Annotated in this window: 16 protein-coding genes and 1 pseudogene; 5 read left to right on the top strand and 12 right to left on the bottom strand. The window is 71.2% G+C overall.

Annotated elements, in window-relative coordinates; genetic code table 11:
• Positions 1-350: pseudogene (locus tag D471_RS0116770) on the top strand (sodium:glutamate symporter); the annotation flags it as partial.
• Positions 351-907: 557 nt separating this feature from the next.
• Positions 908-1,825: a nitroreductase/quinone reductase family protein gene (locus D471_RS0116765; protein ID WP_017599693.1), complete on the top strand. Its 918-nt coding sequence runs from the start codon at positions 908-910 to the stop codon at positions 1,823-1,825.
• Between the two features lie 94 nt (positions 1,826-1,919).
• Here the strand turns inward: D471_RS0116765 and D471_RS0116760 are convergent, their stop codons facing one another.
• The 9 genes from D471_RS0116760 to D471_RS0116720 form a co-directional block, all read right to left on the bottom strand.
• A complete protein-coding gene (locus D471_RS0116760) occupies positions 1,920-2,831 on the bottom strand; it encodes a type II secretion system F family protein (RefSeq protein ID WP_026127797.1) in 912 nt (303 codons plus the stop codon).
• A 13-nt stretch (positions 2,832-2,844) separates the two neighbouring features.
• Entirely contained in the window at positions 2,845-3,777 is a 933-nt protein-coding gene (locus D471_RS0116755; protein ID WP_017599691.1) for a type II secretion system F family protein, read from the bottom strand.
• 58 nt (positions 3,778-3,835) lie between these two features.
• A complete protein-coding gene (locus tag D471_RS0116750; protein WP_017599690.1) occupies positions 3,836-5,161 on the bottom strand; it encodes a CpaF family protein in 1,326 nt (441 codons plus the stop codon).
• A 60-nt stretch (positions 5,162-5,221) separates the two neighbouring features.
• Positions 5,222-5,617: a TadE/TadG family type IV pilus assembly protein gene (locus tag D471_RS0116745; protein ID WP_017599689.1), complete on the bottom strand. Its 396-nt coding sequence runs from the start codon at positions 5,615-5,617 to the stop codon at positions 5,222-5,224.
• Positions 5,614-5,970: a hypothetical protein gene (locus D471_RS0116740; RefSeq protein ID WP_017599688.1), complete on the bottom strand. Its 357-nt coding sequence runs from the start codon at positions 5,968-5,970 to the stop codon at positions 5,614-5,616. The genes D471_RS0116745 and D471_RS0116740 overlap by 4 nt, the downstream gene beginning before the upstream one ends.
• A gap of 103 nt (positions 5,971-6,073) precedes the next feature.
• Positions 6,074-7,483, bottom strand: coding sequence for an AAA family ATPase (locus D471_RS0116735; RefSeq protein ID WP_026127796.1), 1,410 nt, complete (start codon positions 7,481-7,483; stop codon positions 6,074-6,076).
• A gap of 3 nt (positions 7,484-7,486) precedes the next feature.
• On the bottom strand, positions 7,487-8,254 hold the full coding sequence (gene cpaB / locus D471_RS0116730; RefSeq protein ID WP_017599686.1) for a Flp pilus assembly protein CpaB: 768 nt from the start codon (positions 8,252-8,254) through the stop codon (positions 7,487-7,489).
• A 58-nt stretch (positions 8,255-8,312) separates the two neighbouring features.
• A complete protein-coding gene (locus D471_RS0116725; RefSeq protein WP_017599685.1) occupies positions 8,313-9,317 on the bottom strand; it encodes a hypothetical protein in 1,005 nt (334 codons plus the stop codon).
• A 487-nt stretch (positions 9,318-9,804) separates the two neighbouring features.
• Positions 9,805-10,200: a MarR family winged helix-turn-helix transcriptional regulator gene (locus D471_RS0116720; RefSeq protein WP_017599684.1), complete on the bottom strand. Its 396-nt coding sequence runs from the start codon at positions 10,198-10,200 to the stop codon at positions 9,805-9,807.
• Between the two features lie 87 nt (positions 10,201-10,287).
• On the opposite strand from D471_RS0116720, the gene D471_RS0116715 reads away from it, so the two are divergent.
• The 3 genes from D471_RS0116715 to D471_RS34765 all read left to right on the top strand — a co-directional run bounded on the left by D471_RS0116715 (position 10,288) and on the right by D471_RS34765 (position 13,189).
• Positions 10,288-11,790, top strand: a complete 1,503-nt coding sequence (locus D471_RS0116715) for an MFS transporter (RefSeq protein ID WP_017599683.1) — start codon at positions 10,288-10,290, stop codon at positions 11,788-11,790.
• 115 nt (positions 11,791-11,905) lie between these two features.
• A complete protein-coding gene (locus tag D471_RS0116710; RefSeq protein ID WP_017599682.1) occupies positions 11,906-12,283 on the top strand; it encodes a YkvA family protein in 378 nt (125 codons plus the stop codon).
• Positions 12,284-12,439: 156 nt separating this feature from the next.
• Positions 12,440-13,189, top strand: coding sequence for a serine/threonine-protein kinase (locus D471_RS34765; RefSeq protein ID WP_017599681.1), 750 nt, complete (start codon positions 12,440-12,442; stop codon positions 13,187-13,189).
• On the opposite strand, the gene D471_RS40250 is transcribed toward D471_RS34765, so the two are convergent.
• The 3 genes from D471_RS40250 to D471_RS40245 all read right to left on the bottom strand — a co-directional run.
• Positions 13,126-13,281: a hypothetical protein gene (locus tag D471_RS40250; protein WP_161630100.1), complete on the bottom strand. Its 156-nt coding sequence runs from the start codon at positions 13,279-13,281 to the stop codon at positions 13,126-13,128. The genes D471_RS34765 and D471_RS40250 overlap by 64 nt on opposite strands.
• A complete protein-coding gene (locus D471_RS34760) occupies positions 13,278-14,807 on the bottom strand; it encodes a TRAFAC clade GTPase domain-containing protein (protein ID WP_017599680.1) in 1,530 nt (509 codons plus the stop codon). Before D471_RS34760 ends, D471_RS40250 begins: the two co-directional genes overlap by 4 nt.
• A gap of 50 nt (positions 14,808-14,857) precedes the next feature.
• Positions 14,858-15,405: GTPase-associated protein 1-related protein (locus D471_RS40245; RefSeq protein ID WP_040689973.1), on the bottom strand; the 548-nt coding region annotated here is incomplete at its 5' end.

Genomic DNA, 15,405 nt, shown 5'->3' with positions numbered 1-15,405 from the left:
GGATGATCCCCAGCCACTGGTTCGAGCGGGGCATCGGCGAGTTCGGCCAGTCCCTGGGCGTCACCGCGACCGGCCTGGTGCTCATGCGTGTCGTCGACCCGGAGATGCGCACCCCCGCCTACCCGGCCTTCGGCTACAAGCAGCTGATCTTCGAGCCGTTCTTCGGTGGCGGGCTGATCACCGCGGCGGCGATCCCGCTCATCGTCAGCCCCCAGGTGGGCCCGGTGGGCATGCTGGTCTTCATGGCCGTGATCATGCTCGCCAGCCTCTACACCGGCCTCGTCGTCCTACGGCGGCGATACCGGAAGGCGGCCCAGGACCAGGAACGGGCCGCCGAACCGGCCTCCTGACCCACACCCCTCCGACACCTCGGGTGCGGCGCCTCCGCGGTGCCGCACCCGTCGTGGTCACTGGCTGGGGGCATGGCCCGTCCGAGCGTGGTCGCGGTGGTGTGGCGGCGCCGGGCAGCACCCCGACGGCCCGGGGAGAGCGGCTGAGGAGTCGCCTTCCAGGTGTGCTGGCCCCACCCGGATCCGTCTTGTAGGCTGCCCGACGTGTCGCGTGCCCCCGGCCAAGAGAAGTGGGCCGGCCGGGCGGTATGGAGGCACCTTTGACCTGTGGGGAGCCAGCAGTGAGTAGAACACACCACGCGCACCGCGTCTGAGGTCCGTCCCGGCGGCGTGCGCCCCAGGCCACGTCGGCGACGTTGACCCGACCCCGCGACCTCCTCGTCCCCTCCCGGTCACCGGCATGCCCGGATCCCTGTCACGTCCACCCGGACCCGCCAGGCGGCACCGCCGCAGGGCTCTTCGGCCGTGGACGGCCCTGCCCCGCCACCCGTGCGCCCGGGCCGCCGAGGGCGTCCTCGGGGATGGTCGCCACACCACCATCGTCGAAGGAGAAACGCATGTCACAGAACCCCCATGCCCGACCCGAACCCCACGTCAGCGACGTCAACGTCCTCGTCGTGGAGGAGTTCCGCGCGAACGGCGGCCGCGTCGGCGGCATGTTCGAGGGCGGCGACCTGTTGCTCCTCACCACGGTTGGCGCGCGCTCCGGCCGTGAGCACACCGCCCCGCTGGGGTACGCGCGCGTCGGTGACCGCCTGCTCGTCGTCGCCTCGGCGGGCGGATCCGACCGCGACCCCGCCTGGTACCACAACCTGATCGCCCACCCGATGGTGCGTGTGGAGCTGGGAACGGAGGAGTTCGGTGCCGTCGCCGTCCCCATGGAGGGTGAGGAACGGGACCGACTGTTCACCGAGATCGTCGAGCGGATTCCGGGCTACGGCGACTACCAGAAGGGGACTGACCGGATGATCCCGGTCGTATCGCTGGAGCGCCACTACGTCTGGGGCGAGGTCACCAACCTCGCCGACAAACTCGTCGAGGTGCACACCTGGTTGCGCTCACAGCTCAGCCACGTCCGGTCCGAGGCCGAGGCGTACCTGGCCGACCGGGGCACCGGTACCGGGAGGCCGACACCGCTGGGGCTCAGCCTCCAGCTGCGCCAGCACTGCCTGGCCTTCTGCGAATCCCTGAGTTTCCACCACGACGGCGAGGAGTTCATGTTCCCCCACATGACGGAGCGCAACCCCGACCTCGCGGACGTGGTGGAGCGGTTGAAGGCCGAGCACCGCACGGTCAACCGCCTGCGCGGTGAACTGGAGGGTCTGCTCGCCGACCTGTCCACGGCCGATCCGGAGCGGTTCCGAGCCGACCTCGCCCGGATGACCGAGGAGATGGAAGCCCACCTGGACTACGAGGAGGCCGAACTGTTCCCGACGCTGGCGGCGATCCCGTTCCCGCCGGTCGCTCCCGCGTAGCGGCCACGGCCCGACGAGCCCGGAGACCGGGTCAGTCCGCGACCCACGGGTCCCACGGGCTCCGCGGTCCGCGCCGGTGCCGCGCGGACCGCGGTCAGCCGCCCAGGATGGCGCCGATGTTGACCTCGGTCCCCAGGAACATGGAGCCCACCACGAGGATCAGCAACCCCGGCAGCAGCGTCACCGCGGTCACCAACGTCACCCTCGGGTTCATCCGCTGGGCCTTGCGACGCATGTACTGGGCGTCGGCTCGGCGCATGTCCTGGCTGATGTCCACCAGGGTGTCGCTCAACGGCGCACCCAGCTCCTCGGCCTGCTGGATCGCGGTCACGAACTTGCTCAGCGACTCGTTGCGGTTGCGCCTCCGCAGCGTCTCGAACGCCTCCCGGCGCGGGGTTCCCAGCTCCATCTGCTGGAGGACCAGGGAGAACTCGTCGGCCAGGACACCCGGCATGGACTCGGCCACCCGGGCCACCGCGCCCCGGAAGGACATGCCCGCGCTCACCGTCACCGCGAGCACGTCCAGGAAGTCCGGCAGCTGGGACTGCACCCGGTCCGAGCGTTCCTGCCCCTGAACGTAGAGGTTGAGATCGGTCAGACCGGCGAACGCCAGCACGATCAGCGCCATCAGGGGATTGCCCGACAGCAGCAACAGGACACCGACACCGCCGTACAGCGCCACCTCGCCGATCTTGCGCCGCGTGTACCGTTCGAGGGTGAGCCCCTCGGGGCGGCCCGCGGCCTCGATCCGCTCTGTGATCGACGCGCGCATCCGCTCACTCAGCGAGGACAGCAGCGACCGCGAGAACGGCCGCCCGATCGCCTCGGTGATCCGGTGGAGGACGAAGGTCCGGTCCGACCGGGTGCGCGGGGCGAACGCCGTGGGATCGTCCACCCGGACCCGGGTCTGGGACAGGGTGAGATACCCGCCGTAACAGGCGGTCAGCACCACCAGCGCCGCGGCCAGCGCCGCCGCGAACGGCACCAGGGAGTACACGACACTCATCGGAGAAGCCCCTCTACAGGTCGAACTTGGTGATCCGGGCCACCAACAGGAACCCGATGACGTAGAGCGCGGCCACCACCAGCAGCACCCCGATCCCCGCGGCGGACGTCGTCATCGTCCGCATGATCCCGGGCTCGATGGCGTTGATCATGAACAGGGCGCCGACCGACATGAATCCCAGGGCCCACACGGTGCTCGTCGTCTCGCTCAGGATGGTCTGCACCTCGCGCCGGGTCTCCTTGCGGTTCTCCAACGTCGTGGAGATGTTGCGCAGCGCCGTGACCAGAGAACCGCCGGAGCGGGACGCCACGACCAGCGTCGACAACAGGACTCCGAGTTCACGGGAGGGCATCCGCTCGCGCAGCTCCGCGACCGCCTCCTCGAAGCTCGCGCCCACCTTCATGGACTCGGTCATCCGGCCCAGTTCCTCGCCCGCGGGACCGTCCAGTTCCTCCGCGGCCATCGACACCGCGGTCGGTAGCGCCAGCCCCGCCGAGGTCGCGTTACCCAACACCCGTGCCAGGTCCGGCAACTGGGCGGTGAACTCCTCACGCCGCTTGGCCTCGGCCCGGTTCAGGTAGGAGAAGAACAGGAACGCCACCCCGCCCGCCGCGAGGAGGCCGAGGACCGGAGCCAGGACCTGCCAGACGACGATCACGGCGAGCAGCGAACCGCCCGCGAGCGCGCCCACGAAGGTCGACAGCCTGACCTGTGCGCCCGACCGCGTGATCCTCCGGTGCAGCCGCGCTCCCCACTGGGTGCGGTGCATCGCCGCGTCCAACCGCGCCGACAGGGTCGACGCCTCGTACTCGGCCTGGGTCAGGGCGCTGCGCGCGGCGATCAGCCGCCGCGTCTCGGCGCTGGCCACGAACTCCCACAGCGCCCACAGGGCCAGTGCGAGCACCACGGCCAGACCACCGAGAGTGGCCACGAACTGCCAGGTCACCGGGGCTCCCTTCGGGATCGATGGGACACGTGCGCCCGATCGGGCGCGGCGGGGCGGCTCACCGGTCGCCTCCAGGGCGTTCGTCGGGCACCACACCGAACGCGGCCGGGACGCTCTCGCCCACCTGGTAGATGCGCCCGGCGACGTGGCGGGGGAGCGGCCGGTGCCGGAACCCGCCCTCGACGGCCCGGTTGGGGCCCATCGGCAGTGCCTCGAAGGTCATCACCGGTTCCAGCCGGAACTCCTCCCGGCGGCGGGAGGAGACCACGGACACCTCGTTGACACGGCGCGACCCGTCGGGCCAGCGGCCCAGGTGCACGATGGCGTCCACGGCGTTGTTGATCTGGTCGCGGATCGCGTCGTAGGGGACCAGGCCCTCACCCAGGGTCGCCAGGGTCTGGAGTCGGTGGATCGCGTCGTCGGCGGAGTTGGCGTGCACGGTGACCAGCGACCCGTCGTGGCCGGTGTTCATCGCCTGGAGCATGTCGATGGTCTCGGCCCCGCGTACCTCGCCCACGATGATCCGGTCCGGCCGCATCCGCAGCGCGTTGCGGACCAGGTCGCGGATGGCGATCTCACCCTTGCCCTCGATGTTGGCCGGCCGCGACTCCAAACGCACGACGTGGTCCTGCATGAGCTGGAGTTCGGCCGAGTCCTCGATGGTGACGATGCGCTCGCTGGTGGGTACGAACGCCGACATCGCGTTGAGGAAGGTCGTCTTGCCGGTGCCGGTACCCCCCGACACCACGATGTTGAACCGCGCCCGGACCATCGCCGACAGCAGGATCCCCGTGGCCGCGTCCAGGCTCCCCATCCGCACCAGTTCGTCGATCGGGTACGGCTTGGGGAAGCGCCGGATGGTCAGAATGGGGCCGGACAGCGACAGCGGGGGGATGATGACGTTGACCCGCTCACCCGTGGGGAGGCGGGCGTCCACCATGGGTGAGGACTCGTCCACCCTGCGGTTGACCAGGGAGACGATCCGGTCGATGGTCTGGTACAGCTGCTCCTCGCCGTTGAACGTGGCGTCGACTCGCTGCATGCGCCCCGCGCGCTCGATGAACACGTTGTCGGGGCCGTTGACCATGATCTCGGTGACGGTCTCGTCGGCCAGGAGGGGTTCGAGCACACCCAGCCCGAGCGCCTCGTCGACCACCCGACGGATCAGCAGGGAGCGTTCGCGGTCGGAGAGCACCGGCCCCTCACGGGACAGGATGTGCCCGACGACCTTCTCCAACCGCACGCGCCTTTGCGCCAGGGTCAGGCGGGTGAGGTCCTCCAGGTTGATCTCCTCGAGAAGGCGCCGCCGCCAGTGCGTCACGCTCCCGCGGTCGCCGCGCCCCTCGTTGGCGCGGTCCTCCTCCAACCGGTCCTTCAGACCCACGGCGTTCCTCTCCTTCCCTCCGGTACCGCTGCGTCGGCAGGGCCGCGCACCGGGCCCGTGTCAGACATGCGGCATGTCCACGCGGCGGCTGAGCGTCAGGTCCAACCCCACGGACGAGAACACGATCGGGATCGGATGCGAGACCTCCACGTAGTACCCGTCGCTTTCGTTGACGCCGCTGGTGACGGTCGCGCCGTCCAGCCATGTCGGCAGAGCCTCGCGCGCCGCCGTCTCCGCCCCGTCGAGCTGTTCGGTGCCGGCGACCCGTGCCCCGGCACGGGCCGCCGACTCCAACCGTTCGACCGCCACGAAGGCCAAGAACACCTCGATCGCCAGGACGCAGACCATGAGCAGGATCGGGAACATGGCGGCGAACTCCAGGAGCGGGCCGCCTCGGTCGGAGTCGCGGCGGGGGACCCGGCCCAGCAGCGCTCGTCGCGGGGACGGGGGCTTCACGGCGTCACCACCCTGGGCTCGACCTCGGTCACGACCCGGGACTCCGCGGTGATGTCCCAGGGACCGCCCACCCCCGGGAGGAAGACGGGCATGGCCATCGTGACCTGGGCGTACCGGGCACCGTCGCGTTCGACGACCGACGCGCTCAGCACGTCCTCCCCGTCCCAGGGCGGCCGGATCCGCTTGCGTGTCTCCTCGTCGATGCGCTCGATGTCGTCCGGGGTCACCGCGGCCTGCCGTGCGGCCTCGGCCGCACCGTGTGAGGCGTACATGGAGGTGAGACCGAGCAGCAGGACCTGCCACACCAGCGCGAGGGCCAGCATGAGGAACGGCACCGCCGCGGCGAACTCCACGATGACGCCGCCTCGGTCGTCACGGCGCGGGCGCGTGCCCGGCCCAGGACGTGGGCCCGGGTTCGTGCGGCGTCGGACTCGGGGGGAGCGATCGATCGGGTCGTCAGACACCGAACCCACCCGGTCCCCCCGCGCCGGGCGTCCCGGGCCCGGGCTGGTGGCCGTTGCCGGACAGCCCCGTGCGGCCTTCGGCCGAGGCGCGTACGGGCTCGGGCATCGTGGCGTTGAGGAACCCGGACACATCGCGGGTCGACGGCGAGCCGTCGCGGGGCACGGCCGGGGAGAGGGGCGGCGCGCCCATTCCACCGGGAGGAACCGGCGCCCCGGCCTGCCCGCCGCCAGCTCCGTGCTCGGGCGCGTGGAGCAGGTCCAGCTCCGCGGCCAGGCGCGCGAACGCCTTGCGCAGCGACTCATCGGTGACCTTGGTCGGGTCACCGTTGTTCTCACCGGGTTCCAGTGCGCGGTAGTTGGCCGGGACGGGTGTGCGCAGGACCTTCGTGCCCAGCAGCTGGCGCAGGAAGTCCGGCTGTACCTCGTTCCTGCGGCTGTGCCTGGTGACCAGGGAGAACACCGAGTCCTGGGTGCGGATCTGCAACCGCTCCCACATCGCCATCAACCGCTGTGCGCCCCGCATCGCCGGGACGTCCGGGGTAACGGTGACGGTGGCGGTGTCGGCCAGCTCCACGGCCATGGCGGTGGCCTCGTTCATGGTGGACCCGCAGTCCACGATCACCAGTTCGTACCGGGAGCGCAGCGCGGACAGGATCCGGCGGGTGGCGCGCGCGTCGACGTCCTCGCCGCGTTCCCCGTGCTCGGGGGCGAGCAGGATGTGCGGTCCGCGCGGGTCCACGTACAGGGTCTCCGACAGCATGCCCGGGCTGATGTCGTCCCCGGCGTCCACCAGGTCGCTGATGGATCGCCGGTGCCGCAGGTTGAGGAAGGCGGGCAGGTCTCCGGTCTGGAGGTCGAGGTCGACCAGGCAGACCACGCGCCCCGCGGCGGCGGCCGTCATCGCCAGGTGTACCGCGCACGTGGTGGTACCCACCCCGCCCTTGGCGCCGCTGACCGTGACGATGCGGCCGCGCACCCCCGAGGCGGGCAGGTCCAGGGAGGCCGACTCCAGGTGGCGGCGCAGCGTGCGTGACCACTCGGCGGCCTTGGACACGCGGGCCTCGAGTTCGGCGATGCCGGAGTCCTCCGAGAGCACGCCGCGGGCCCCCGCCTCCATGGCGCCGGTGAACGTGTCGGGGTCCATCGTCGTGGACACCAGCAGGATCGCCAGTTGGGGGTGGCGGTGGGACAGGTCCCGTATGGCGTCGAACACCGGCGCCGGCCCCAGGTCCTGGTGGACGAGGACCACGTCGAGCTCAGGGAACTCCCCGGCCGCGTCGATCAGGGCGGACGTGGTCGGCCGGGTGGCCACCAGTTCCGCGGTGCCCAGTTCCTCGAAGCGCGCGGCCAGCACCATCTCCGCCTCGGAGTTGGGCATGCCCGCCAGGACTCGGAAACTCAACGTCTACTCCCCCCGCGGCGCGCGCCGCTGGTCGGTCGTGGTGTCGTCCTCCTGGGTGCCGACGATGTCGGCGAAGTCGCCACTGCAGAACTCGGCGTCGCCCGGTGATCCCCCGCCGTCGGGGCTGACCAGGGCCAGTCGCAGTTTGGTGGAGAAGTCCTCGGCGTAGGCGAGCTGAAGGGCGTCCTCGGGTTCCAGGCGGAAGGTCACCGGGACCACTCCGGCGACGCCGCCGGTCGCGTTCTCCTGGGTGCGCAGCTCACCGATGTCGAGGACCTCGACCTCGGTGATGACCCGTACCGCGCAGGCCTCTCCATGGTCGCGCGCCTGGAAGGTGCCGTAGATGTCCACGATCGAGCCCCGCCGGACCTTGCCCGCAACACCCGTCTCGGCGTCGACCATGATGGCGATCTCCCGCTCACCGGAGGTCAGAGTGGGCTGTGGCATGACCATGCCGCGCTGGAGGTAGACACCGTCCTCCATGAACGAGGCCGCGACCAGCTGCTGGTCCGAGGGCGTCTCGATGTCGGAGAGGTCGCTGATGAAGACCTCCGGGTCGAAGTACAGGCTGGGCACCTGGACACGTTCGACGGAATCCGGCCCGATGGGCTGGTAGGCGTCCACGTCCTCCGTCAGACGCAGCACGGTCGCGGTGTCGCCCAGCCGCTCCTGTTGGGAGCTGAGGTAGGTGAACACGGAGGCGAACACGGCGACGGCACCGATCGCCGCCACGATCATGAGCAGGACGCCTCGTCGCTGACGGGGGTTCATAGGGGGGCTTTCCGTTTCCTGTGTCGTCGTGGGTGGTCCGCGCGATCGGGGGAGAACGCTATCGGGAGTAGGTGCGCGGGGTGTCGGGTTGGGGCTCCCGGCCCTCGGGCTGGGGCTCCCCCGGGGGACGGCCCCCAGGAGGCGGGGGGTGGTGCGGGGTCGGTGCGGAGGTCCGTGCGGTGGCCGGGGGCGTCGCAGGCGCGGCGGGGGTGCGGGTGGCGGTGGCGGCGCAGAAGGGACAAAGCTCGGCCGCCATGGGTTCGCCGCACCAGGAGCAGGCGGCGGTGCGCAGGGAGCTGGCCGCGTAGGCGAGTGCCTGGGGGTGGGCGCTCAGCGCGACGAACTCGACGTACTTGCCCGTGCCCCAGTACGCGGGACCGAGCGGTTGGGCGGGCAGGGAGCGGGTGGCCACGGGCTGGATGGCCTGCGGCAGGTGCTCGTCGAAGACGCCGGTGATGCCGGGGTCGGGGGTGGAGCTCAGTAGTTGGACCGGGGGGACCGGGCGGAACGGAAGGCTGCCGGGGACGTCGGCGGGGCGCAGACGACCCACCCGGGGGGTGGGTGCGCAGTAGGCGAGGAAGGATACCGAAGGGGCGAAGGAGCCCACGTGTTGCCGTAAGGAGGTGGGGATGGTGGACAGACCGGAGACCGTGCGCAGCCAGGCGCCCGCCAGGATGTGCTTGGGGAGCTCGTCGCAGAGCGCGGCGACCATCCCCGGGGGGAGATAGGGGGCGAGGTAGGCGAGCTGGTCGGCGATCAGGGACAGCGCCAGGGGCGACAGGTCGACGGCGATTCCGGCGACGTGGTCGGTGCGCAGGGACGCTCGGGCGAAGTTGACCGCCCGTTCGGCGTCGGCGGACCGCCAGGCGGGGTGGAGGGCGATGACCTTGCGGCCGGCCGCGACCTCCTCACGGGCGAAGGCGACGAAGGCCGCGCTGCGCTCACCGACCCCTTGGCCCCGCAGGGGGAACCTGTGCGCCCGTGTCTCGCCCACGTGCCCCGTGCTCGGGATGTCCGCCAACAGGGCGATGGTCGTGGCCGATCGCGGTAGGGCATTGGACACTGGGCGAGCTCCATCGGTTCTGCGCATGTGGGTCCTCCGGGACGGGGAGCGGCGTCCCGCGCCGAAGGTGCCACTCGGTCGCATCGTAACGAATGTGTGGGTCGACGGGGGAGACCTCGTGTTCGTCTCCGTTGGGCACGGAGCACGGGAGGGCTCGGGTGGCGGAGGGTGGGTGTGGGTCGGGAGCTGGTCGCTGTGGGGCGCTCCGGTCCTGGCCGAGGTAGATCGTGCCCTGACGTCGGTAAGCGTGTGCTGACAGGTGACTCACACGCGGGGTGACCGCATGTGGTCATAGCGTAGACAAAGGGGTGCATGTCCGCTAGCGGTTCGCGGTGCGCACTCGTACGGGTGGTGTCGGGTTGAGGGGCGGACGCGGTGTCCTGGTGTCTTTCCCTTCGAGGATGCCGCACACCCGCGGCCGTCTCAACGGACTCCTCCCGGCCTGTGGACGAACATCGATCCGCGGCGCCGGTGCTTGTCGCCGGAGTTATGCCTGAGGTTGGAGTTCGCCGAGGTGGTCGGCGAGAACGGCCGCGTGCGTGGGGGCCGCCTCGGCGTGGAGGCGGCGGCCCTCCTCGGTGGGCGTGACACTCACCGCGCGGCGGTCGTTGGTACACATCGCCCGTGTGACCAGGCCGCGCTTCTCCAGCCGCGCGACGGTACGGGAGAGCGCGCTCTGGCTCAGGTGGATGCCCGCGTGGAGTTCGTGGACGAACTGCTTGCCGTAGGGGGACTTGACGAGGAGATCGAGCGTCTCGAACTCGCTGACCCCCAGCTCGTGCTGCTGGCTGAGCGCCCGCTCAAGAGCGCACGAGACGTCGTGGTAGCGGGCCATCAACTGCCGCCACCGCTCGCACAGATCGCCGTCCGGTGTCAGGGGCATGGTCGGGATCCTAACACGCGGTGATATCTCATGCAAGGGAATTTAATGCTTAGACATTAGATGCGTACGCATGTAATGTCTCGTCACATGACCTCTCCACAGACCCACAGCGCCTCTCCGCGCACAGGGGACGCGGATCGGTGGTCGCCACGCCTGTGGGCGCTGCTGATCGTCCTGTCCCTCGCCCTCTTCCTCGACGGCCTCGACGTGTCGATGGTCGCCGTGGCGCTACCCTCCATCGGCGCTGAACTCGGACTGTCCACCGCCACCCTCCAGTGGGTGATCAGCGGCTACGTCCTCGGCTTCGGTGGATTCCTCCTGCTCGGCGGCCGCACGGCCGACCTCCTGGGCCGCCGCAGGGTGTTCCTCATCGCCCTGGGCGTCTTCGCCCTCGCCTCGGTCGTCGGCGGCCTGGTGGACAGCGGCGCCCTGCTCGTCGCCACCCGCTTCGTCAAGGGCATCGCGGCCGCCTTCACCGCTCCCACCGGCCTGTCGATCCTCACCACGACCTTCGCCGAGGGCCGCCAGCGCAACCGCGCCCTGTCCGTGTACACCGTCTTCGGCGCGAGCGGCTTCTCCTCCGGCCTGTTGTTCGGCGGACTGCTCATGTCCCTCGGCTGGCGCTGGACCTTCTTCTTCGCGGCCCCGTTCGCGCTGTTGGCCCTGGTCGCCGGCGCCTTCCTGATCCCCAGGGACCGGCCCGACGACAGGGGCGGCTACGACCTGGCCGGGGCGGCCACCCTCACCGCCACCATGCTGCTGCTCGTGTACACCGTGGTCACCGCCCCCGAGGCCGGATGGGGGCACCCGGTCACCCTGGGGTCGTTCGTCGTGGTCGCGGCGCTGCTGTCCCTGTTCGTCTGGGTTGAGCGCCGGGTCCGCTTCCCCCTGGTCCGCCTGGGCATCCTGCGCAGCGGCACCCTCGTGCGGGCCAACGTCGGGGCGGTGGCGCTGATGGGATCCTTCATCAGCTTCCAGTTCCTGCTCACGCTCTTCCTCCAGCAGGCCCTGGAACAGAGCCCGTTGCAGATGGCGCTGTCGCTGCTGCCCGCCGGCCTGCTCGTCGCCTTCAGCGCGCCGTTCGCCGATCGGCTCATCGACCGCTTCGGCACCCCCGTGCTCATCGCGGGCGGGCTGATCGCCCTGTCCGCCGGGTACCTGCTGTTCCTGCGGGTGGAGGCCGAGTTCTCCTACCTGCCGATGCTCCTGCCGACCGCGCTGCTGCTCGGTGTCGGATTCGCGCTCGCCTTCCCCGCGATCAACGTGCAGGCCACCTCCGGTGTGGCCGACGACGAACAGGGACTGGCCGCCGGGCTCGTGCAGACCTCCGCGCAGGTGGGCGGCGCTCTCGTCCTCGCCATCACCACCGCCGTCATCGCGGTGGACCACGCGACCGGGGAGGGCGCCGGGGGAGGGGCCGCCGGGATGCTCGAGCAGTTCCAGCCCGGCCTCATCTTCGTCACCTCCGTGGCTCTGGTCGGGGTGCTGATCGCCCTGTCCCCGCTGCTCGCGCGGCGGTCCCGGCCGCGGGACCCCTCGTCGCCGGCGAAGGCGGAGGACCAAGCGGAGCGCCAGCCGGCGGGGGTGTGACGGGACGCCCCGCACGGCGGCTGGTATCGGGGGTCGGGTCGGCGCCGGCCGGGAACTAATCCGACAGGATACGCGTCATATCGTGAGAAGCCACGTTGCCCCGAGGAGGCGAGCGATGCGTAAGGAGAACCGCGCCGCGGCCGGCGCAGCCGCTTGGCAGGTCATCCAGAACACCGACGGCCGCATCTCCGTGTGGCAGCGGATGGGCGCCGTCCCGAGGATGGTCGGAGCCAGACTGAGCGGCCGGTACCCGGAGTTGAGCGGAGTCAAGCTGGCGGGGATGCTCGCCCTGTTCCTCTACATCATCTCCCCGATCGACTTCATCCCCGAACTCATCGTCCCGATCCTGGGCGTCGCCGACGACGTCGGCGTCGCGGTGTGGCTGACCACGATGCTGCTCGGCGAGAGTGAGCGCTTCGTGCGTTGGGAGCGCGACGACCAGGCCCAGCAGGCCTTCCAGCACGCCAACCCGCGGGCGGCCTCGAGCCACTGAACCGGTCGGAACCGAACGTGCCCGGGTGGGGCCCTCCCCCCGGGCACGTTCGTTTTGCGGGGCGATGGCGCGGTGCGTCATCGCTGCTCACGGGTGTGTACGGGATGAAATCCCCACAAGGCACCACAGATCGGACGTCCGTGCAGCCATCCCCCAGTGCCGCCAAGTCCCACCAACCGAACCTGTCGGCGCCGGAAGGATCCGAAGGCGCTCGGCGGTTTCCGTGTCCGGCGGCGCGCGGCGATCGAGGAGCGGGCGCGCCCGCTGAGCGGGGCCGACCCGGAGCCGCCGCTGGAGATCGGCCCGGACGACCCGGCTGCCCCGGCCTCCGACGTGTTCTCCTGGGGTCTGGTGGTGCTCGCCGCGGCCACGGGCGCGGAACTTCTCGACGAGGACCAGGAGGTCCTCCCCTTCGGTCTCGACGAGGGCGACGACCCTGACACGGCGATCCGACGCTTCCAGGAACGTTTCCTCCGGGCCCTGGACGACGGCGCGGTGAACCTGGACGCGGTGCCCGAGGACCTGCGCGGTTCCGTCGCCGCGGCGCTGAGCCCGCGCGAGTCCGACCGGCCCACCGCCGAGCGTCTGCTGACCGTTCTGAGCGGTAGCGCCACCCACCCGGAGTTGGATCCGCACGAGGCGGTCCGGGCGGCGATGGACGAACACCGGCCCGAGACGCCCAGCACTCTGGAGACCAGACCGGGGTACCGCACACCCAGGCAGCGGACCACGCGTCTCCCGCTCCTCCCGGCCGCCATCGCCATCGGCATCGCCGCCCGCCACCCGCGAGACCGGACAGGGGAGGACTCCGGGAACGCCGGAACCGTCGCGGTCCTCTCCGCTCAGTCCAGCGCCCACCCCCACACACCGGACAGCCACCGCAGCGCGACCACCACCGTCCAGTAGAGGGCGAGGAGTGTCAGCGCTCCGGTCACCAGGTACACCGTGACCGCGATGGCCAGCCGTGCGGGCCGGTGCGCGAGCCCCCTGCGCGTCATCGGACACCTCCCTCGGCCGGGGCCCCGGCCGGGTCGAGCAGCGAGGTGAAGACCTCGGACTCCTCCTCCAGCGTCCACCGCAGCAGCTCACCCAGACTGGCGTCGGCCCGCCCGCTCGTGTCGGTGACCGACGAGGTCAGGAACACCCGTACCGTCCCGAAGTGCGCGTTGGCCGACCGCAGCAGGTTGGCCAGTCCCAGCGCGTCGCGGGCCCACACGTCGACCCCCTCCTCCCCGGGCGCGACGGACGCCGTCCCGACCAGGTCGCCCCGGGTGACCACCACCGCCAGGCGTGCGGAGCGCGTGCGGCGCCGCACCATCCGGTACTGGCGTTCGATCTCCTCCAGCACCTGCTCGTAGGCCAGCTCAGGATCCCGGGTGTGCGAGCGATCCCCGGCCAGCCGGTCCCGCTCGTCCGCCGACAGCGACCGCCACACCGACTCGATCGCCAACGGGTCCACCGCCAGCACGAACGTCGACGCCTTGCCGAGGTAGGTGAGCCCCTCGGCGGTGTCCGACCGGTTGAACCGCTCACCCGCCGCGTCGAACAGCTGCACCATCAGGGTTCGCCGGTCCACGCCCACACGCACCGTCATCCCCCGAACCTCCCGGCCCGGAGGGGTGGGGCTGGTCCGCACCGCGGGAGAGAGGACCGTCGCACTGTCACGGAGTCGGTGCCGCGCCTCCTCGCCCACCGATTCCACGTATGCGTCCGGCGTCTCCTCGGTGGCCTGGGACAGGGTGAGGTTCAGCCCGTGCATGAGCCGGGTCTTGCCCGCGCCCGTTCCGCCGAACAGTGGGAGCACGAACTCCCGTGCCTCCCCCGGCCGGTGCTCCAGGGCACGGTCGCAGTGTGGGCAGGTCGCGTTCAGGTCGGCCGAGCCCAACAAGAGCAGTGTGGGCATCCGGGTCCCGCACAGGCACGTCCGCCGCACCACCCCGCGACGGCCGGGGCGGATCCGGGCGTGTCTGCGGCCGCAGTGCACGCACTGGTAGGCCGGGTAACCCAGACGGTGGTAGCAGTGCGGGCACACCATCCGGACGCCGCGCACCAGCAGCAGACCGGTGTCGACCACCCGGAGCACCCCGACCGCCACCCACGTCAGGGCCACGTGTGCCGCGACCACGACGGCGTGCGGCAGCAGGTGCGGTACGAGCAGGAGCGACCACGCGGCCGCGGTCCCCCACAGGTTCCCGACGATCTCCCGCAGGTCGTACCAGGCGGGTCCGCCGTGGTAGGCGAGGTGGGCGGGGTCCTGCCCGGGCCCCGGCTCGGGCTCCTCCGGCTCGGCCGTGAACATGACGCGGAAGACCTCGGTGAAGTACAGCCAGACCACGACGACCAGTCCGACGACCAGCGCGCAGGCGCCCAGGACGATGATCGCGCTGACCAGCGCCGCGACGATGATCCGCCAGAAGTACGCGACGACCGCGATGACGATGACGGCCGCGATCAGGCCACCGCAGCCCGTCGCGATCTCGCCGTCACCGTCGTCCCGGCGGGACCGGAACCACCGTGTCGGCACGCGCGACCGCCAGGACGGGGAAGGGGAGGGGGATGTGGGGGAGGGGCGGTTCATGGCCGTCGACCGCCTCCCCGCAGGCCGAGTCTGCCCAGGAGCCCCCCGGAGCGTCCGCTCCGCTGTTCTCGCTGGCCACGGTGCCAGACGTCGAAGTCCTCCGCGGCGGATTCGCTGAGCCGCTGGCGGATCGCGGCGGTGTGGCGGCGCCCCCATGAGCCCACGGTCGGGGACAGGACCCGATTCATGAGGTCCTCGGCCCGGTCGGGACGGTACTGACGGAGCCGCTCGCTTCGCGCGACGGCGAACACGAACGCGGCCCGGTCCGCGTCTGGGCTCCGGCCCTTCAGACTCGGGAACACCCTGGAGAGGAACCCCTCGAACACCGCGTCCGGGCAGTCGCGCAGGGCCGTCGCCAGAGCGGTCGACCGTCGCCACCGCGCCAGCGTGTCCGCCACCGCGCGGTGCGCCATCTCCCGCACCACCGGGTGGGCTCCCCCGGCGCCCCCGTACACGGCGGTCAGCTCCGCCGCCGCACGGACCTCCGGGACCCCGCGCAGTGCGTCGAGGGCGGCTCGCGAAGAGGACCACTCGGTGATCACGC

The organism is Nocardiopsis lucentensis DSM 44048, assembly GCF_000341125.1.
Lineage (GTDB): Bacteria > Actinomycetota > Actinomycetes > Streptosporangiales > Streptosporangiaceae > Nocardiopsis > Nocardiopsis lucentensis.
Note: the sequence above shows the minus strand (reverse complement) of the source record. Positions and strands in the feature narration are given on the sequence as shown.